Origin of the sequence: Micromonospora sp. NPDC005205 (assembly GCF_040608275.1) — a bacterium.
GTDB lineage: Bacteria > Actinomycetota > Actinomycetes > Mycobacteriales > Micromonosporaceae > Micromonospora.
The window spans coordinates 137707-156255 of the sequence record NZ_JBEXHV010000014.1; the positions used below are offsets into that span (position 1 = coordinate 137707).

At 68.9% G+C, this 18549-nt stretch carries 15 protein-coding genes; 10 read left to right on the forward strand and 5 right to left on the reverse strand.

Annotated elements, in window-relative coordinates:
- Positions 1-22: 22 nt before the first annotated feature.
- Both ABZU43_RS24165 and ABZU43_RS24170 read right to left on the reverse strand, forming a co-directional pair.
- Positions 23-658: an SRPBCC family protein gene (locus tag ABZU43_RS24165; protein ID WP_355008753.1), complete on the reverse strand. Its 636-nt coding sequence runs from the start codon at positions 656-658 to the stop codon at positions 23-25.
- The gene (locus ABZU43_RS24170; RefSeq protein ID WP_355008754.1) at positions 655-1140 is read right to left on the reverse strand and encodes an SRPBCC family protein; all 486 of its coding nucleotides are present in this window, start codon (positions 1138-1140) and stop codon (positions 655-657) included. The genes ABZU43_RS24165 and ABZU43_RS24170 overlap by 4 nt, the downstream gene beginning before the upstream one ends.
- A 289-nt stretch (positions 1141-1429) precedes the next feature.
- On the opposite strand from ABZU43_RS24170, the gene ABZU43_RS24175 reads away from it, so the two are divergent.
- The 4 genes from ABZU43_RS24175 (at position 1430) to ABZU43_RS24190 (ending at position 6173) form a co-directional block, all read left to right on the forward strand.
- Positions 1430-2221: an SCO2525 family SAM-dependent methyltransferase gene (locus ABZU43_RS24175; RefSeq protein ID WP_355008755.1), complete on the forward strand. Its 792-nt coding sequence runs from the start codon at positions 1430-1432 to the stop codon at positions 2219-2221.
- Between the two features lie 218 nt (positions 2222-2439).
- Positions 2440-4281 (forward strand): SCO2524 family protein, encoded by a 1842-nt coding sequence (locus ABZU43_RS24180; protein ID WP_355008756.1) that lies wholly within the window; start codon positions 2440-2442, stop codon positions 4279-4281.
- Positions 4282-5211, forward strand: coding sequence for an SCO2523 family variant P-loop protein (locus ABZU43_RS24185; RefSeq protein WP_350853374.1), 930 nt, complete (start codon positions 4282-4284; stop codon positions 5209-5211). It abuts the gene before it with no gap.
- A gap of 5 nt (positions 5212-5216) precedes the next feature.
- Positions 5217-6173, forward strand: a complete 957-nt coding sequence (locus tag ABZU43_RS24190; RefSeq protein WP_355008757.1) for an SCO2522 family protein — start codon at positions 5217-5219, stop codon at positions 6171-6173.
- 6 nt (positions 6174-6179) lie between these two features.
- Here the strand turns inward: ABZU43_RS24190 and ABZU43_RS24195 are convergent, their stop codons facing one another.
- Entirely contained in the window at positions 6180-7136 is a 957-nt protein-coding gene (locus ABZU43_RS24195; RefSeq protein ID WP_355008758.1) for an SCO2521 family protein, read from the reverse strand.
- A gap of 297 nt (positions 7137-7433) precedes the next feature.
- Here ABZU43_RS24195 and ABZU43_RS24200 point away from each other — a divergent pair, with 297 nt between their 5' ends.
- The 5 genes from ABZU43_RS24200 to ABZU43_RS24220 all read left to right on the forward strand — a co-directional run bounded on the left by ABZU43_RS24200 (position 7434) and on the right by ABZU43_RS24220 (position 15794).
- The gene (locus ABZU43_RS24200; protein ID WP_355008759.1) at positions 7434-11648 is read left to right on the forward strand and encodes a HEAT repeat domain-containing protein; all 4215 of its coding nucleotides are present in this window, start codon (positions 7434-7436) and stop codon (positions 11646-11648) included.
- 76 nt (positions 11649-11724) lie between these two features.
- Entirely contained in the window at positions 11725-13524 is a 1800-nt protein-coding gene (locus ABZU43_RS24205; protein ID WP_355008760.1) for a RyR domain-containing protein, read from the forward strand.
- The gene (locus ABZU43_RS24210) at positions 13514-14026 is read left to right on the forward strand and encodes a hypothetical protein (RefSeq protein ID WP_355008761.1); all 513 of its coding nucleotides are present in this window, start codon (positions 13514-13516) and stop codon (positions 14024-14026) included. Before ABZU43_RS24205 ends, ABZU43_RS24210 begins: the two co-directional genes overlap by 11 nt.
- Before the next feature lie 62 nt (positions 14027-14088).
- Entirely contained in the window at positions 14089-14262 is a 174-nt protein-coding gene (locus ABZU43_RS24215) for a hypothetical protein (protein ID WP_355008762.1), read from the forward strand.
- A gap of 302 nt (positions 14263-14564) precedes the next feature.
- Positions 14565-15794, forward strand: coding sequence for a serine protease (locus tag ABZU43_RS24220; RefSeq protein ID WP_355008763.1), 1230 nt, complete (start codon positions 14565-14567; stop codon positions 15792-15794).
- 128 nt (positions 15795-15922) lie between these two features.
- Here the strand turns inward: ABZU43_RS24220 and ABZU43_RS24225 are convergent, their stop codons facing one another.
- Both ABZU43_RS24225 and ABZU43_RS24230 read right to left on the reverse strand, forming a co-directional pair.
- On the reverse strand, positions 15923-16966 hold the full coding sequence (locus ABZU43_RS24225) for an NAD(P)-dependent alcohol dehydrogenase (RefSeq protein WP_355008773.1): 1044 nt from the start codon (positions 16964-16966) through the stop codon (positions 15923-15925).
- Between the two features lie 151 nt (positions 16967-17117).
- Complete coding sequence (locus ABZU43_RS24230; protein WP_013283833.1) at positions 17118-17321, reverse strand: cold-shock protein; 204 nt, start codon at positions 17319-17321, stop codon at positions 17118-17120.
- Between the two features lie 567 nt (positions 17322-17888).
- On the opposite strand from ABZU43_RS24230, the gene ABZU43_RS24235 reads away from it, so the two are divergent.
- The gene (locus tag ABZU43_RS24235; protein WP_355008764.1) at positions 17889-18434 is read left to right on the forward strand and encodes a hypothetical protein; all 546 of its coding nucleotides are present in this window, start codon (positions 17889-17891) and stop codon (positions 18432-18434) included.
- Positions 18435-18549: the final 115 nt, after the last annotated feature.

Genomic DNA, 18549 nt, shown 5'->3' on the forward strand with positions numbered 1-18549 from the left:
ACCGGCGGGGCCGTGAGTCGCGTCAGCGGCGGGCCCGCTCACACTCCCGTTCGGCCCGGGTCTTCAGCTCCGTCAACCACGTCTTCAGGCCCTCGCCGAGAGCCACGGTGGAGAATTCGGCGTCCTGCTCCACCTGCTCACCGCGCCACGTCTCCTCGGTACGCACGAGAACCCGGCCGTCGATCTCGGTGAACGTCCACACGTGAACGCCCTCGTCGATGCGCAGCCCGGCACCGATCGCCGGGCCGTCCCACCGAAGGCACCTCTGGTGCTGGAGCTGCCGGACGGTGGACGTGACGACGAGGGTCGTGGCGGGGTTCAACGCGGTCTCGGGCACCGGCGTCGTCCATCGGAACGACGAACCGGGACGCAGTGGACCACGATCGAGCCGCTTGCTGGAGAGGACCGGCTTCTGCCATGACGGCCAGCTCTCGACGTCGGTCTGGATCTTCCAGACGGCGCGTAGCGGGGCGTCGATCGTCGTCTCCGTCCGGTAGCGGATCTTCGCCGCGGTGTCGACGGTCCTTCCCGCGCACCGCAGCGCCGCGCGGTCGGAGCTGCCATCGTGCCTGGCCTCGGCCTGAGCCGGTGCACCTGCGGCGCCCATGACGCCGGCCACGACCACTGCCGTCGCGACGGCAACCATACGGTTCTTCATGAGGCGGTCGCCGCCTCGGCGGTGCGCTTGAGTCGATCCAGCCACCGGGCGAGGGTCGCGTCGAGGCCCCCTTGGAACTGGGCAGGGTCGGCATCGACGGGCGGGCCGGCGAAGGACTCCTCGGTCGACACCTCCACGCCGTCGCCGGCCGGAGTGAGCGCCCAGACGTGAACGCCGAGGACGCCGTTCGGCCCGTCACCGTATCCCCGCCACACGAGGCGTTCCTGCGGTCGTGCCTGAACGATCGTCGACTCGATCTCCATGCCGGCTGCGGACCAGCGGAACACGGAGCCCGGCGCGAGCGGACCGGGTGTCTCCAGGCGTGCGTACGGGATCTCCGGCAACCAGGTCGTCCATGCGTCAATGTCCGTGAGGATCCGCCAGACGGCGTCCGCCGAGGCGGTCACCGTGACACTGTGCCGGCTGACCACCGGCGCTGACACGTCAACGCCGGCCTCGTCGTCGTCCGTAATGTTGTTCATCATGAAGCCCCTCTGCGGTCTCTGACGACCGGTTCGCCGGGGCATGGGAGAGCCGCTGGATCCACACCCGCTGGCAGCCATCGTGCCAAGACGGCAACCGCCCCACATCAGCAAGAATTACCTAGTTCGCAGTACGTGGGGCAGCCGGCCAGCGTCCCGTCGTCGTCAATCTGGGCGGACGGTGAAGTTCCTGCACTTGTGGGCCAACGCCACCTTCGATAGATAATGGACAACACCGAGCGCCGCTTCAGCGACCAATGTGATCCGCCGACCCGATGGAGGCCAGTCCATGGCGTTGACCCCGGCGACTGGGGGCGGTTGCGGCGAGTCGACGCCGCGCTCGCCGATTCAGTCACCGAGGCCGGTCAATTCCGACGTCGAGTGGGACAGCTTCGACCCGCAGGCATATGTCCGGCACAACTACGCGGATCTGCGGTCCGACGATCGGGAGATACTCTGCCGCATCCGAGACTTCTTCGCCGAGGCGAAGCTCTCCGACGCGCGGTGCGTCGACGTGGGATCGGGAGCGAATCTGTACCCGGCCCTGTCGCTTCTGCCGTTCGCGAAGGCCGTCGACCTGTGTGAATGGTCGGCGGCGAATGTGAACTGGCTGCGCACACAGGTCGACAGCTACGACCAGCTCTGGGACCCGTACTGGCAGGTGTGTGCGGAGCACCCGGCGTACGCGGCACTGGCGGACCCGCGTCGGCGCCTGGCGCAGGTGGGCAGGGTGGTGCGGGCCAGCGTTTTCACCCTGCCGAGGCATGTGTGGAGCGCCGGCACGATGTTCTTCGTGGCCTGCTCCATCTCGGCCGACCGCGCCGAGGCCGAGCACGCGATCGGTCGGTTCCTGGACGCGCTGCGGCCCGGGTCGCCCTTCGCCGTGACGGTCATGCTCGGGTCCCTCGGCTACAGCGTCGGTCCGCGGATGTTTCCGGCGGTGGCACTGCAGCGCGCCGACGTGGTGGCCAGCATCGCGGCGGGCGCGTACGACCTGGACGTCCACGAGGTGCGGCCCAAGCCGCCGCTGCGGGACGGGTATTTGAGCATGCTGCTGGCCACCGGCCGTACTCGCGGATAGCGCCGAGGCGTGCCCGTGCGATGCGCCGATGTCGTGCTGTCGGCGCATCGTGGCGGCGCGGCAATCCGTCGCGCCCCATCGACCGGAGTGTCAACACGCGGCCATCGAAGCCTTTCAAGTGGCACTCGACTGGCCCGCTACCATGATGCTGTACGCCATCGTGGGCACGGCAATACCAGAGGTTTCGAGTCGACGACTACAACAGACGGCGGTGGGTCATGCGGATGCAGCCGCGCCAGGAGATCCTCGACATCTGGCGGGCTACGGTTCGCAGTTGCTGGGCGAACGGTGAATGGCACTGGGGTGGCCGAAGTGGCAGCAACTCGATCGGCGACGCGGAGCAACTGCTGACCCTGCTGCTCCCCGCGGCAAAGGTCCCGGTGTTGTCGCTGGACGACCCGGACCGCGCCGACGAAGAGGTGATCGAGGCGCTCAGCCCGATCGGCGGCGCGATCGAAATCCCCCGCCGGCTGGTCAGCGTGATGATCGACTATTTCCGGCGGTACACCGACGACGCCGGCACTCCGATCTTCGGCGGGGGCAGCTACCTCACCTCGCTCGAGGGTGGTCCGGAGCTCACCGACGAGCAGCGTTCGCGGGACATCGTGGACTCGTTCGCGGTGTCGGTCACACTCACGCTGGCGACGATCGGTTTCGTCAAGGTCTACCGGAGCTCCACCCAGCGGCGCGACCTGTTGGCGCAACTGGACGAACTGGAGGCGATGGCGAGCGTGCGCCTCACGGCGGCGATGGTCGGCCTGCTGCGCAGCTTCAGCACCTTCGTCTTCACCTCCACCGACGAGTACGGCATCCGTCTGTGCGACATGGTCAACCAGGACGAGCTGCCGCGCCGCGAGCTGGTGGCGGCGCTGCGCGAGCAGTTGCGGGACACGATGGCGAGCCTGCGTAGCGTGATCATCGGGTCGGGCCGGGTGACCGAGGACCTGGACAACAGCGAGATGCTGTTCGAGTGCGGCTGGTCGTGGGGTATCATCTCCGGTGCTGAGGAGGTTCCGACCACCGAGCCGATCGGCCGGCAGCGTGAGGGCTCCGCGGAGAACGCTCCCTACCTCTACTTCACTGTGATCGCGATGGACGCCATCGAGGACCTGAACTCCGAACGCACCCGGCTGCTCGGGTTGCTCAACGAGGAGCAGCAGCGGCTGTCCCGGGCGCTGCAACTGCGCTGGGAGCTCACCCGGACGTACTGGGCGACGGTGGCAACCTTTGGCAACCGACGGCGGTGGCCCATCGAGGACATCCCCTGGCGGACGACCGACGGCGACCGGACCGACTACTACACCCTCCAGGCCACGTCGCTGGCGGTGAAGGGTCTGATCGCCGTCGGGCGCGGCGGTGACGAGGAACTGGGGCGGATCGCCTCGGTGCTGGTGGAGCTGGCGCAGCGGGCGCGGATCACCCGGCGGGCGTCGCCCGGCGAGCCGGCACTGTTCGTGCACGCGCCAGGCAAGCGGGTGACCCTGAACGACGACACCTCAAAGCCGATCATGACGTGGAACGTGAACGAGTTCTCCGTGGTGCTGCTGCAGCGGGCGGCCACCGTCGCCGGTCTGCTGAGCAATGCCCGACGGCGCAGTGAACTGCTCGAGCTGGCCGACGAGGTGTGGGACCACCTGCTGCTGCGGCGCATCCCGGATGGCCGGCACCAGGGGCTGTGGGACCACGCCGGTGGTGCTTTTCCCGGCCTGGCGCCGAAGCCGGACGCACCCTCCTGGTATCTGACCGAGCGGGTGGTGCAGGCTCTGGTCACCTCCGGTCAGCTGCTGTGGGAGCGGCCGTTCCCACGGGCCGGCCGGCTGGCCGACTACGCGCAGGATCTCATCGACGAGGCGGAATACCTGTTCGACCGGGAGTTGATGCGCGGCACCTTCGACGGTGAGGCGATGCAGCGCAGCATGCGCAGCATCCGAGCCAGCCTGGGCCGCGCGCAGCTGCTGGTCGACGAGCGTCCCGGCACGGCGGCCGCTCTGGTGAACACACTCCTGTTGCTGCTCAACGACATCGCCACCGGGCAGCAGAAGGCCAGCGAGGGGATCTGAATGCTGGTCTTCGTCACGTCGCACAAGGGCGGCACCGGGCGGTCGGTGACCGCGGCGAACATCGCCTACCGCAGCGCCTTGTCCGGTCGCCCCACCTGCTACCTGGATTACGACTTCGGCTCGCCGACCGCCGGCATCACCTTCCAGATCCCGCAGGCCGTCAACGGCGTGGAGGGCGCCGGGCCCAACGGTGGCGGCCTGCACCGGTATCTGCGCGGGGAGATTCCGTCTCCGGAGCAGTTGGACGTGTGGGGCACCTCCGAACGTGCCAGTCTGCGTCAGAGGCCCATCGGGTCCGGTCCGTTGGTGCTCCTGCCGGGCCAACGCAACGGTAGCGAGTTCGGTTTCACCAACGACATCGCCAAACGCTGCGCCGAGCTCTTCCTCCGCCTGGAGGAGGAGTTCGACCTGACCCTGGTGGACCTCAGCGCCGGCCGGTCGTACGCCAGCCAGATCGCGCTGGCCGCCACCGCGACCTCGACCCTGCGCAAGGTCGCCGTGCGCTGGTTGGTCTTCCACCGGTGGACTCCCCAGCACGTCACCGCAGCGGCGGACCTGGCGTTCGAGGCGGGTGGGATCGTGGCCATGGGCAAGGAGTACGGCCACGAGCCGGACAGGCTACGGGAATCGCTGCGCTTCATCCGTACGGCGGTGATCGACTCACGTGGCCCGGAAGTCGGCCACCTCGGCCTCGCCCAGCAGGCGTTCCTGCGCAAGTGCGACGCGGAGCTGTCGGAGCTGGCCCGACGCCGAGGTGTCGGGCGTACGACGCTGCTCGGCGCGGTGCCGCTGGATCCTCTGCTGCAGTGGCGGGAGCAGCTCATCTCCGATCACGACGTGCAATCCAAAATTGCCAACGTCAAGACGGTGGACGCCTTCGTTGACCTGACTGAGAAGCTTTTCGACGAGACGGCATGGGACACCGCGTGATTGGCATGGATGTCAGGTTCCAGGAGGCAGCTGCGGTGCGTCGGACAGAGAGCGTGGCGTACTCGCATCTGTCCGTGGAGCTGGGGCACTTCTACGCGGAGGACTTCGGCGACGGGTGTGACGAGCTGAAACGCAAGTTCGAGCGGATCGCGGACTGGTCTGCCGCGATCCCGGCTCTGGCCCGACGTGGGCTGCCCGCCCACCGGGAGCCGCGAATCAGCACCTGCTTCATGATGGACGACTACTTCCACCGCTTCGGTACCCCCCGCGAGGTGATACCGCAGGTGCAGAGCGCCGCGGCGGAGCACGGCCTGGTCCTGGACTACGTGGCCCGGGAGTCCAGCTTCGCCCGGCACGACGGTGCCGAACTGGCCCGGTTGGTGGTCGACACGCTGGTGGTCGAACCACCTCGGCACACCACCGGGAGTCGTCCACCGCTGAACGAGTCGGGCTGGCTGTCCAACGGTAAGCGGTCCCCCGGGCACGTCGACGCGCCGGCGATGACGCTGCCACGCCCGTGGGCTCCGCCGTTGCAGTCCGGTGATCCCCGGCACTCCATCTTCGTCGACATCGAGCTCTGGTCCGACGAGCCGGACGCCCGGGTGTGGGCCTGCGCCCTGCTCGCCTCGGTCTGGCAGATGACCCGACTCGGCGTGCTACGGCATCGCGGCGAGACGATGACGCAGCCGTGCCGGCTCGCCGGCGAGCTGCCGACGGACTGGGACGAACTGCCGGCGATCGTCCAGCTGAACCCGGCGGCCGCGCCGTTCTGCGCGTATCGCACGCTGACCCTGATGGGCACCCAGTACCTGCCGGTGGAGCTGGCCGTACGGACCATCCTCGGTCAGGTGGCGGTGCCGCCGACGGTCGCGCAGCAGGTCGCCAAACGGGCCGGCGGTGAGGGCTTGCTCCTGCCCAGCGAGTTGGTCGACCGGTTGAGCTACGTGTTCATCAGCGACTGAACGTGCTCAGCTCCCGCACGGCTCGTCGACGGCCACCCGGCCGGCCAGGTCGCGCAGCAGAGCCATGTTGCTCACGCTGATCTGATCCCGGATCCAGTTGACCGACGAGTTCCACTGGCGGCTGAAGCCGGGTACCTGTTCCAACTGCTCCCAGATCGGCCGCAGCCGCGGGTGCACCCGCGCGCCGGGCAGCCACAGGTGCAGCAGGTGCTCCAGCACCGGCCGCAGCCGCTCGACGTGCTCCTGCCCGGAGGCCGATCGGGTGACCGCGGACTCCACCAGCGAGGACAGCATGGTCAGCAGCCAGTCGTGCAACGCGAGATCTTCGCAGAGCCCGGCCACGGCGGCCGGCACGTCCTGCGGGTCGAGCACGAGTTCGACCGTACGCAGGGTGGGCGAGTCCACGGTCACCACCGCCGAGACGTCCCGGTCCGGGCGCGCGTCGGCCTGCGCGGTCCAGCGCAGCCGTGTGCGGGCGGTGCGCAGTGGCGGGCGCCGGTCCAGCAGGTCGGACATCTGCACACCGTCGAGAACCCTGCCGGTGATCGCCTCCAGGTTCAGCACGTCGGCGTTGTTGCCGTGCAGGAAGCCCGCGCTCAGGTCGGCGACGTCCAGCTTGCCGACCGTCTCCAGGACGCCGGGGTTGGCCAGATAGTGCGACCACGGCTGGCGGCGCTCGCCGGCGACGACGTGGATGACCGAGGATGCCTGCACCATCCGGCCGCCGGTGACGATGGCCCGGGTGACCACGGCTCCCACCCCACGTAACTGGCGCCCTCTGGCGCTCGGGAGCCAGCAGTCGACACCGGTGCGGACATCGGGTGACACCGCGTACAGCGATGGACGCCGGGAGGTCAGCACGGCCTCGCCTTCGATCAGGCTGAGCATCTCGGCGCTCTGTTCCTGGGCCAACGCCGTGCTGTGTTGCAGAAGGCTGGTGTGCACCTCACCGACAGTGAGCATGGCTTCCTCCGCAACGCTGCCACCGACCCGCGTTCATCGCGCGGTATGCGGCTCATGCTGATTGACGTACACCCCTCGCGACCGGCACTGACACGGATCCGCGCCGGACAACCGAGACTCCGCGGGTACGAGTTTCGACCGCCCGGATCCGTATCTGTTGACGGTCATCATAGGCCCGGGATGAGCGGGAATCCCATGTGCGTCGGGCATTCGGAGTGTTCGCGGGTCGGACGGACGTGACAACTGCTGATATTTTCGATGGTGCGGTCGCCAGCCACTCCCTGGAGTTTGCCGTTCATGAAGGTCTACATTTCGGCCACACAAAAGGACCTGCTGGAATACCGCGCTGCCGTGCACGCCGTGGCTCGCCGTCTGGAGATCGACGACGTGGCCATGGAGGCGTACGGCGCCGACATCCGTCCGCCGCTGGAACGCTGCCTCGCCGACGTGCGTCGATGCGACCTCTACGTGGGGCTGTTCGCTTGGCGGTACGGGTTCCGGCCGCCCGGCCAGGAGTCCTCGATCACCGAGTTGGAATACCGGGAGGCGCTCGCGGCGGGAAAGCCGTGCCTGGTCTTCCTGCTGGCAGAAGACAAGCCCTGGCCGGTCGACATGATCGACCGGGACGCCGACTGGCAGCAGATCGTCGCCTTGCGCCGTGAGCTCAAGGAGCGTCACCTCTGCGCCTTCTTCTCCGGCGTGGACGACCTCACCGCCAAGGTGACGGCCGCACTGGCCGACGTACGCAGTGGCAGGTCCCCGGCGCGCGAGCCCGCCGACCCGGACACCCACCTGCCGACGGCCGTCCGCAACCAGTACTACAAGCAGTTGTCGCTGAGATACCACACCGTCTCGGTGGACGCGGTCTCACCGCGTCCCACCATCGGTTACCTCACCGTCGGGCTGCCCAAGGTGTTCGTGGAGCCCCGCGTCCACGAGGACGCGCGACCGGAGATGCCCCTGGCGTGGTGGCGATGGGCCGGGTCCACGCCGGGCGACGACGTCGGCGGGCTGCCCGGGGTGGTCAACCCGGAGGAGGTGGAGCGGCTCTGGGAGGAGTACGCGGCCAAGGACGAGCTGTCGTTGTTCGATGTGGTGTCCGACCCGGGGCGGCGCACGATCGTGCTGCTCGGCGACCCCGGCTCCGGCAAGTCCGCAGCCGCGCGGTATCTGGCGCTGACGCTGGCCGAGGTCTGCGTCGAGCCTCGACTGAGTGCGCTGGACCGGTACCTACCCGTCCTGATCGAGCTCCGCTCGTACGCCACCCATCATGGGGACGGCCGGTGTGACGGCTTGCTCGACTACGTCGGCCACCGCCACCAGCAGGGGCTGGCCGGCATCGACCAGGACGTGCTGGAGGCGTACCTGCGCCAGGGCGGTCAGGCACTGTTCCTGTTCGACGGCCTGGACGAGGTGTTCGACCCGGCCCAGCGGGAAGAGGTGGCCGCGCAGATCGCCACTTTCGCCAACGAGTACCCGGGAGTGCTGACAGTGGTCACCTCGCGGGCGGCCGGCTACCAGCGGCACACCTTTGCCAACGCCGGCTTCGACCACTTCACGCTGGAGGATCTCGACGACGAGCAGATCGCGAGGTTCCTCGGCAACTGGTACCGCTACGTGATGCCCACGCCGGCCGCTGAGGCAGAGCGGCAGCGGCGGCAGATCCTCGACGTGGTGGGCAGTTCTCGAGCGATGCGCGAGATCGCCGGCAACCCCCTGCTGCTGATGCTCATGGCGATCGTCGGGCGGGGTCACCCGCTGCCCCGCAACCGACGCCGGCTCTACGCGCACGTGACCGACGTTCTGATCTCCGAGTGGGATGTGACAAAGCAACTGCGCGAGAGCCACGGCGACGTACCGTCGCTGGACCTGCAGGCGAAGCGTCGGCTGCTGCGTCACCTGGCGTATTGGATGCAGTTCCGCGAGTCCGGCCCCGCCGGAAACTACATTGAGTCCGACGAACTGGCGCGCATCTTTCGTGACCACCTCGTCGCGTTCTACGGCTTCGAGAATGAGCGGGCGCTCGCCATGGCCTACTCAATGATCGACAAATTGCGGCAGCGAAGCTTCATCCTGGAACGTTACGGGCTACGACTGTTCGGGTTCGTGCACCGAGCGTTCCTGGAGTTCTTCTGTGCAGAGGAGATCGTGGACAGATGCGAGCATGATCCGACCACCTGGGGCCTCGATCGTCTGCGTTCACTGTTTCGCGAGCACTGGGCCGATCCGTCGTGGCGCGAGGTGCTTCGACTGGTCGCCAGCGCCCTCCCCGCCCAGACCGCCAACGAGCTGGTCACCTTGCTCGCCACCGAGGCCACCCAACCGTGGCCGCCGCTGAACCTGACCGGGCCGCCGTGGAACCTGGTGCTGGCGGCGCAGTGCGTGGCTGAGGCGCCGCAGCCCGCCGAGCTGGCCGACGCGGGCGACGCGGTGCTGCGGCAGGTCGTGCGTCTCATCGAGCATGGCATCTCCGCCGACGACCCGAACCTGGTGGATCTCACCGAGCAGGAGCTGCTGTCCTCGATCCGGGCGCTCGGCCCGAGTTGGCCCGGCAGGGAGATCTTCCTGCACTGGTACCGCCGCCGTGGTGTCCGGACCAGTTGGCGATCCGGCTCTCCCTTCGCCACCCGGATCGCGGCGGTGCTGTCCACCGCCGAGGAGCAGATGGAGGACCTGCTCGTCCGGGAGCTGGGACAGGGCCGCGAGCGTCAGGCCCACCTCACCCTGGTCGCCGGGCTGGCCGAGGCCGCCGGCCGCCTCGAGGCCACCGGTGGCAGCAGTCGCCGATGCCGGGACCTCCTGGTCGCCCAGGCGCAGGCCGAGGTCTCCACCGCGGTACGGCAGGCCGCCGTACGCGCACTGGTCGCCCACTTCGGTGCCGACCCCGACCTCGTGGACGTGCTGCGCGGTTTCGCCAGTTCCCCCGACCTCGCGGTGCGGGCGCTGGCCGTGCAGTCCCTCGGCGCCCGGTCCGAACTCTCCGACGACGTCCGTCAGGTGCTGGCCAGAGCCACCGGGGACACTGCCGTCGCGGTGCGGCGAGCCGCCGCCGGAGTGCTCACCGCACGTTGCGCCGACCTGCCGGACGCACCCGAGACGATGCAGCGACTGCTGGCCACCGACGCCGACCCCGGTGTGGTGCAGTGCGCGCTGAAGGGTCTGCTGGTTCTGCCGGAGTACGCCGAGACCGCACGAACCACGGCGTTGCAGCGGGTCACCGGCGATTCCCCGGATGAGGTCCGACGCTGCCTCCTGACCGAGCTGCTGCCCGAGCGACCCGACCCGGAGAGCACCGAGCTGCTGCTGAAGCTGGCCTGCTCGGACACGTCGGCGCGGGTCCGCGCGGTCGCCGTGCAGCGGTTGGCGCTCGTACCCGACCCCGAGGGGCGCTGCCGGGCCCGGCTGATCGATCAGATCGAGCAGGACGAGGAGTCCTCCGTGCGGGCCGCCGCGGTCACCGCTCTGATCGACCGGGACCGCGCCGACGACACGGGGTGGACCGTGGTTGCCCGCTCGGCTCGCGTCGACGAGGACGCGACGGTACGCCTCGCCGCGGTGCGCGCGTTGGCCGAGGCCTACCCCGACCACCGCACCGGGGAACTGCTGCTGGAGAGCGCTCGACGCGATCCGACCGCGAGCGTTCGGCTCGCCGCGGTCGACCTGCTCACCGGGCGACCGTTGTTCGGTCACGCGACCCGAGATCTGCTCATCAGCCGCGCCTCCCAGGAGCGGGACCCGATCGTCCGGCTGCGGGTCACCCGTAGCCTGGCCCGTCTCGCCGACCCACCGGATCTTGAGGTGCGGGAGTGCCTTGCCGAGCAGGTCAGTCGGGACCCCGACCCGAACGTGTTGTGCGCCGCCGCACAGGCGCTCGCCCGCCACGGCGAGGCCCCGGGCCTGATGGAGACACTGTGCCGGCGGGCACGCCGGGACAGCTACGTCGGCATCCGGTTGGCCGCCGTGCAGACCCTCTGCGCGTACGGGAGCCCGGAACTGGTGACCGACGTGCTGCTGGAATGCGTCGAGTCCGACACCGACCCGACAGTGTTCGACGCGGCCGTGCGCTGTCTGACCGAGCAGGGGTCGGCGTCCATGGCGGTGACGCTGCGACTCATGCGCCGCCTGTCGGACCAGAACCCGGCGATCCGCGCCCGCATCGCCGCCGCGCTCGGCGAGCACTTCGGCGCCGACCCGGAGGTTCAGGTGCTGCTGGTCGGGTTGGTCCGCGACGATCCGGCCCTGGAGGTTCGCCGCCGGGCCGTCGAGCAGCTGGGCGCCAGCCTGGCCGGCCGCACGGGGGTACGGGACCTGCTGCTGCGGCTGGCTGACGACGATGACTGGGAGATCCGCCGGACCGCGCTGCTCGCGTTGACCCGGCACTACGACAGGGACACCCGGACCCGGGAGATGCTCGTCCGGCTCGCGTATCAGGAGGATGACGGCGCGGTGCGGCGGCTGGCCGGGCAACTGCTGGCCACGCTGGCCGACACCCAACCCGACGACTTTCCGTGATCGATCCGGAGCCGTAGGTGTGCGTGGGTGCGCGTCGAGCGACGATCCGATCGACCTCGTCAAATACCATGAGCTCATGACGGATCCGGTCGCCGGCTCGTCCCGCCCGACCGGCTGGAGTCTGCGAGTCCTCTTCGGAGTGATCGGGCTGGCCGCTCTCGTCCTCGGCTATGTCGGCTTCGAGCGCCTGCTGCAGGCCCGACCGGACGTCGCCAACGATCCGTACGACCTGCTCTACTACGACCTGCAACTCTTCGTCTTCGGCGCCGAACCATTCCAGGACGCCGGCCCCTACCCGTGGCAGTTGCAGGTCGCCCGGTTCGCGGCCCCGCTGTTCACGCTTCTCGCCGTCGCCGAGGCCAGCCGGCTGCTGCTGGCCGCCGAGAGTCGTCGCCTGCGCGCCCGGCGGGCACGTGGTCACGTCCTGGTCTGCGGGGACTCCCAGTTCGCCCGCATGCTCGCCGACCGACTCTTCGCCGACGGTGAACGTGTGGTGGTGGTGCGCTCCGAACCGTTCGGGCCGCTGGAGTACCGACGGCGCCGGTACCTCGGCGTGGTCGGCGACCCGACCAGCCCCGAGGTGTTACGCGGCGCCGGCCTGCCCCGAGCCCACACCATCTACGCCTGCAGCGAGGACGACGACCGCAACCACGCGATCGCCAACACCGTCAACCGGCTCATCCAGGACCGACGGCAACCACCGCGGGTCTACATCCTGGTGCACGACTCGGAGATGTGTCTGTCTCTGCAGGCCCGACGGCTCGGTGCCGCCGGGTCCAGCCGGCTGCGGCTGGACTACTTCCACGTCGACGACGTCGCCGCCCGCGCGCTGAACCGGCACCACCCGCTGCCCAGCGGGGGAGACCGACCAACCAGGATCGTCATCGCGGGCACCGGCGCCTTCCGCCGGGCTCTCCTGGTGGAGACCGCCCGGCACTGGCGCGCATCCCGAGCCGACACCCCCCCGGGCCAGGACGTGCCACCCCTGCGGGTGGACGTCGTGGCACCGGATGCCGGGACCGAGATCGCTCTTGCGTCGTCGCGGTACCCGTTCCTGGCCACCGTGTGCCAGTTGACCGCGTACGACCTGGATCTCGACCGTGTCGTCGGTCTCGGCCGCGACCGCTACGACCGCATCTACGTCTGCGCGCCGGACGAGATCAGCGGCCTGCGGTTCGTGCTGGACACGCCCGCCCTGTGGCAGGGCACCGAGAGCGCCGTGTTCGTGCCGGTCTACCGGCAGGCGGCGCTCGCCGCGGCCTTCCACGGCGACCCCCGTCACGATCTGCTCGACGAGGTGCACGGCAAGCTCCGCCTCTACCCGGTGCTCACCCACGCCTGCGACGCCCGGCTGATCGCCGAGGACCTCACCGAGCGGCTGGCCCGGCTGATCCACGAGCGGTACGTCCAGGCTCAGCAACGCGCCGGGGTACGCCTCGGCGATGCCCCGGCGATGGTGAACTGGTCACGACTACCCGAGTCGTTGCGGCGGGCCAACCGGGCCCATGTGCAGGACATCGCCGCCAAACTGTTGGACCTCGGTTGCGTCGTGGCCCCCCGCCACGGTGGCACCGGTGACGCCTCGGCCGCCGGGCAGGCCATCGACGACAGGATCGAGGAACTCGCCCGCCTGGAGCACGACCGGTGGTGCCGGGAACGGCGCGGGGACGGCTGGACGTACGGTGACCCTCGCGATGACGTTCAGCGGCGGCATCCCGCCCTGCGGCCGTGGGAGGAGCTGCCGTCCGACGTGCAGGAGCAGAATCGTGAGGGGATCCGGGCCCTGCCCGATGTGCTGTCCGACAACGGGTTCGAGCTGATCCGGCTGGCGCCCCCGGTGCCCGCGCAGCGCGGAGGCCCGAGGGATGCCGCCTGACCTCGGCCCGGTCCGCGTCGGCGTGACCGGGCACATCAACCTGACCCGCGACACCGAACTGCTTGTCGCCGACGCGCTCCGCGTGGAGTTGGGCCGGATCAGCGAGCGGCCCGTGCACGGCGTGACCTGCCTGGCGGCCGGCGCGGATCAGGTCTTCGCGCGTACGATCCTCGATCTGGGCGGCACCTACGAGGTGGTCCTGCCGGCCCGCGACTACCGGGTCGCGGTGATCAGGCCGGAGAACCGGCTGGCCTTCGACGAGCTGCTCGACCGGGCGGCAGCGGTCGTCCACACCGGTCACGACCGCTCGGACACCGCCGCCTACGTGGTTGCCAACCGTGAGTTGGTCCGACGGGTGCAGCGACTCGTGGCGGTGTGGGACGGCAAACCTGGCCGCCACCCCGCGTCGACGGATCGGACCATCGACTGGGCGCGGCAACACGGCGTCCCGACCACGATCCTCTGGCCCGTCGGTGCCCGCCGAACGCCCATCGAGGACTGACGGGCCGATCCTGCCGCCGGGCCCGACGAGCGGCAGCGCGGAAAACGACGGATACTCGCCTGATGACTGGACCCGATCTCGACCCGGAACAGTATCCGCCCATCGACCCGCGCGAACCGGTGCCCGACGACGCGGGGATCCTTCTGCCCGGCGCGCCGGACGAATTGCCAGAAGCCCCGGCCGAACCGATGCCGGACGACGGTGGAAACGCCGGTGGCGTGCGCGAGCCGGCATAGATCAGTCCGTCGTGTCCGATGCCGCGCGGATCCGTTCATCGGGGGGCGGGGGGGGCAGGCGGACTGCCGGCGGCGGCCGGTGACAGGAGCAGGCCGACCGCCGCGGCGACGAGCAGCGGGTACGGCCTGCGGACCTGGGCAACGCGAGCCACGCTCGCATGGTAGTGGCCGCACCGGCCTCCGTCCGACCTCGGCCAGCGCGGATGGCAGTTATGACATAGATGGGATTACATGTCTTGAGTGAACTCAGGTAGGAAGGCCGAAGGCACGTCTCGGTGCTGATTCCTGAGAAGGAGCGACGGATGAAACTTGCCCTGCGCCGCCTGCGAACGGGGGCGGTCGTGCTCGCTGCCTGCACACTTGGGCTGAGCCTCCTGTCGATACCCGCCGCCGAGGCGTACTCGGTTGCCCCTCTCGCGCCAGGATCCGAGCGGGCACCGGAATCGAACCAGTTCTCGGCAGAGGGCGTGACGACGATCGGTGAACTCCGCACCGTGAGCAGCTCTCTGTCCTACGCCCCCAGCGGCGGGACACAGATCATCCAGCATCCCGGTGCCACCTACGTCAAGGTGCACTTCAGCTCACTGCGACTGGCCGACGGCGACTACGTCACCGTGTCGAGCCGCGACGGCAAGGAGAGCTACCGGTACGACCGCGACCTGAACCGGGCGACCGGTTCGGACTACACCACCGACGGGCAGCCGGGCTTCTGGGCGATGTCGGTGGAGGGCGACACCGCCGTCGTGACACTGCACAGCAGCCGCCCCGCACGTGGCAACGCCGCAACCATTGACCGGTTCTGGCGCGGGTACGACCGCACGGAGATCAAGGCGCACAACTTCTCCACCCAGTCCGTGTGCAGCACCGACGCCCGCCGGGACGTGGTCTGCTACCAGAACAGCCACCCCACCGAGTACGCCCGCGGCAGGGCGGTGGCGCGGCTGCTGATCAGCGGCGGTGGACTGTGCACCACCTGGCGGGTCGGCAACACCAACCGGATGCTGACGAACAAGCACTGCTTCTCGACGCAGTCCGCCGTGAGCGGCAGCGAGATGCAGTTCAACTACCAGTGCGCCACCTGCGGCGGCGCGAACCCCGGTGCCGGCACCAAGGTCAGCGGTGCCACCCTCTACCGGGTGAGCAGCGGCGGCTCCAGCCAGCTGGACTACGCCCTGTTCTCGGTCAACAACTTCGCCACCATCCAGGGATTCGGCACGCTGTACCTGGCAACTACCGCCACCAGCAACGGCACCCGGATCTACGTCCCCGGCCACGGCGACGGCACTGCGAAGCGGCTGTCGATCTTCGAGGACACCCAGAACGGCGCGACCTGCGCCGTCCGGAACGCGAACTACAACACCTGGAACATCAGCTACAGCTGTGACACCTCCGGCGGCAACTCGGGTTCACCCGTGCTGAACGCCAGCCACCAGGTGATCGCCCTGCACCACCTCGGTGGTTGTCCGTCGAACCAGGGCGCGAAGGCGCACCTCATCTACAACGAGATCGCCAGTCTGATCGACAACGGCTGAGACGGTGGGCCGCCGACGCGCGCCCTGCGCCTCGGCGGCCCAACGGCTCACCGCCGGCCACCGCGCACTCCGGCCCGGCCGCGCGCCAGAGCCCACCGATTAGCGGACCCTGGCAATCGCGGAGACGCTCAGCGCAGGGTGTCGATGTCGATGACGAACCGGTACCGCACGTCCGAGGCGAGCACCCGCTCGTACGCGTCGTTGACCGCCTCGGCGCCGATGACCTCGACCTCGGGAGCGATGCCGCGCTCGGCGCAGAAGTCCAGCATCTCCTGCGTCTCGGCGATGCTGCCGATGCTGGAGCCGGCGAACGACCGTCGACTGCCGAACAACGCGAAGACGGGCACCGGAAGCGGCTCCGGCGGGGCACCCACGCTGACAAGAGTGCCGTCCAGACGCAGCAGACCGAGGTAGCTGGCCATGTCGATCGGTGCGCTGACCGTGTTGATGATCAGGTCGAAGCTGTTCTTGAGCACCTCGAACGTCGCCGGATCCTTGGTGGCGTAGTAGTGCTCGGCTCCGAAGCGCAGGCCGTCGTCCTTCTTGCCCAGCGTCTGGGACAGCACTGTCACCTCGGCGCCCATCGCTGCGGCGATCTTGACAGCCATGTGGCCCAGACCGCCCAGGCCCACCACGGCGACCTTCCTGCCGGGACCGGCATTCCAGTGCGCCAGCGGAGAGTACGTGGTGATGCCCGCGCACAGCATCGGCGCGGCCGCCTCGTACGGGATGCTCTCCGGCACCCGCAGCACGAAGTCCTCGTTCACGACCACATGGGTCGAATAACCGCCCTGGGTGACGGTGCCGTCGCGGTCGACGCTCGCGTACGTCTGGGTGTTGCCCTTGAGGCAGTACTGCTCGTTACCGGTGCGGCAGTTCTCGCACTCGCGACACGAGTTGACCATGCAGCCGACACCGGCGCGGTCGCCGACCGCGTGACGGGTGACGTCGGCGCCGACCTCGGTGATTCGGCCGACGATTTCGTGGCCGACGGTGAGTGGGTAGGGAACGCTGCCCCAGTCGCCGCGCACTGTGTGGATGTCAGAGTGGCAGATGCCGGCGTAGCGGATTTCGATGAGAACATCGTGCGGGCCCAGGTCCCGCCGTTCGATCGTGGTGCGCACGAGCGGTTCGGTGGCGGACGGCGCGGCGAGGGCGTTGACGGTGAAGATGATGTCCTCCGGTGACGTGATGCTGACTCCTGGCGGATCGCGCAGACGTACCTTGCCGTCCCTCGGGCCATGGTGAGACGCCGTGGTGGACGCATGAAACGCCAAACGGCGGCCCGCTGAATCAGTCGGGCCGCCGTTCGCAGAGTGTGGATCAGAGCGGGCGGATGTTCTCCGCCTGCGGGCCCTTCTGGCCCTGGGTGATGTCGAACTCCACCTTCTGGTTCTCGTCGAGGCTGCGGAAGCCGCTCGCCGAGATCGCGGAGAAGTGGGCGAAGACGTCAGCGCCACCGTCGTCCGGGCTGATGAAGCCGAAGCCCTTGTCGGCGTTGAACCACTTCACGGTACCTGTAGTCATGTCTGCTCCTCGCAGGCTGTTAGAGACCGCACTGTGCGGACCCTTACGCCGCCGCGTTGATCACCCGCGTCGAAACGACACGAAAAACGAAAAAGCGCCTGGGCGGGTTCAGATGACCCATCAGGCGCTGAAAAACGTCTACGGAAATCAAAACTGCAACGTGGTTACCGTAGCAGATGATCTGTCGTCGAGCCCGTTGGGTCAGCTGGTTTCTCGCACTCATCACTGAGCACCACATCGACGTTACGGACAGTAATCTGCCGGAATCACCGGCCCGCCAAGCGTAAAGGCGGCGTTGGGCGCGGAGTCGCCCAAAGATTCTGAGAATCTTCCTGGGTGACGGCAACCTGCGGGCGGTGGATCGCATGTACCCGGATGTAAGCGACGATCGCCACGATCCATAGGGGCCTGGAAATGTCTGCACGTCCTCTCCTGCTGCTGCCCGTTGCCGCTGTCCTACTTGCACAGACCGCCTGTGGCTCCACGCCGGCGTCTGGTCCTGGCCCGACCGCCTCTGCGTCGACGTCGGCTGCTGTCGCCGCTGGCACCCCCAGTGCATCGCCCGCCGTGGCTACCACGGCCGCCGACTGTCCCTCGGCTGCGACCCTCCAGACGCTGGTCGAGCTGCCGAAGGGCTCGTCTCTCACGACGGTGAAGTGCGTCAAGGACTGGGCGGCGGCCGACCCGCAGGGTCCGACCGCCGGTGACGGCGTCTATCTGTTCCGCTACGCGAGCGGCACGGGCTGGAAGTACTACGACCAGGGCAGCGGCTATGACTGCAAGGATCTCGGCCTCAGCGAGCCTGCGCCGTTCTGCATCTCGGAGCCGGTGACGACGACGAGGAAGCCGGCGAACAGCGCGGCCACGACTGCCGCATGCCCTTCGGCGAAGACCCTGGAGGCCCTTGTCGAGCTTCCGAAGGGCTGGACGTTCGGCGGTGTCGAGTGCGTCAAGGACTGGGCGGGAGCTGATCCGCAGGGCCCGAAGGCCGGCGACGGCGTCTACCTGTTCCACTTCGTGACCGGCACGGGCTGGAAGTACTACGGCGAGGGCAGCGGCTATGACTGCAAGGACCTCGGCCTCACCGAGCCGGCGCCGTTCTGCATCTCCTGACTGGTTGACCGCGGCCGATTGACTGTGGCGCACACCAGCTAAGGTGTGCGCCACAGACAAAAGGACCCCAACAAGCCCCAGCAGCCAGAAAGAACAAGGGGAAGGGGGGGGGCCG

Coding starts and splice junctions, on each gene's coding strand:
- ABZU43_RS24170 (WP_355008754.1), bottom strand. CDS start 1,140: ATGAACAACATTACGGACGACGACGAGGCCGGCGTTGACGTGTCAGCG.
- ABZU43_RS24205 (WP_355008760.1), top strand. CDS start 11,725: ATGACGGATCCGGTCGCCGGCTCGTCCCGCCCGACCGGCTGGAGTCTG.
- ABZU43_RS24165 (WP_355008753.1), bottom strand. CDS start 658: ATGAAGAACCGTATGGTTGCCGTCGCGACGGCAGTGGTCGTGGCCGGC.
- ABZU43_RS24210 (WP_355008761.1), top strand. CDS start 13,514: ATGCCGCCTGACCTCGGCCCGGTCCGCGTCGGCGTGACCGGGCACATC.
- ABZU43_RS24180 (WP_355008756.1), top strand. CDS start 2,440: ATGCGGATGCAGCCGCGCCAGGAGATCCTCGACATCTGGCGGGCTACG.
- ABZU43_RS24215 (WP_355008762.1), top strand. CDS start 14,089: ATGACTGGACCCGATCTCGACCCGGAACAGTATCCGCCCATCGACCCG.
- ABZU43_RS24190 (WP_355008757.1), top strand. CDS start 5,217: ATGGATGTCAGGTTCCAGGAGGCAGCTGCGGTGCGTCGGACAGAGAGC.
- ABZU43_RS24185 (WP_350853374.1), top strand. CDS start 4,282: ATGCTGGTCTTCGTCACGTCGCACAAGGGCGGCACCGGGCGGTCGGTG.
- ABZU43_RS24175 (WP_355008755.1), top strand. CDS start 1,430: ATGGCGTTGACCCCGGCGACTGGGGGCGGTTGCGGCGAGTCGACGCCG.
- ABZU43_RS24195 (WP_355008758.1), bottom strand. CDS start 7,136: ATGCTCACTGTCGGTGAGGTGCACACCAGCCTTCTGCAACACAGCACG.
- ABZU43_RS24220 (WP_355008763.1), top strand. CDS start 14,565: ATGAAACTTGCCCTGCGCCGCCTGCGAACGGGGGCGGTCGTGCTCGCT.
- ABZU43_RS24200 (WP_355008759.1), top strand. CDS start 7,434: ATGAAGGTCTACATTTCGGCCACACAAAAGGACCTGCTGGAATACCGC.
- ABZU43_RS24230 (WP_013283833.1), bottom strand. CDS start 17,321: ATGACTACAGGTACCGTGAAGTGGTTCAACGCCGACAAGGGCTTCGGC.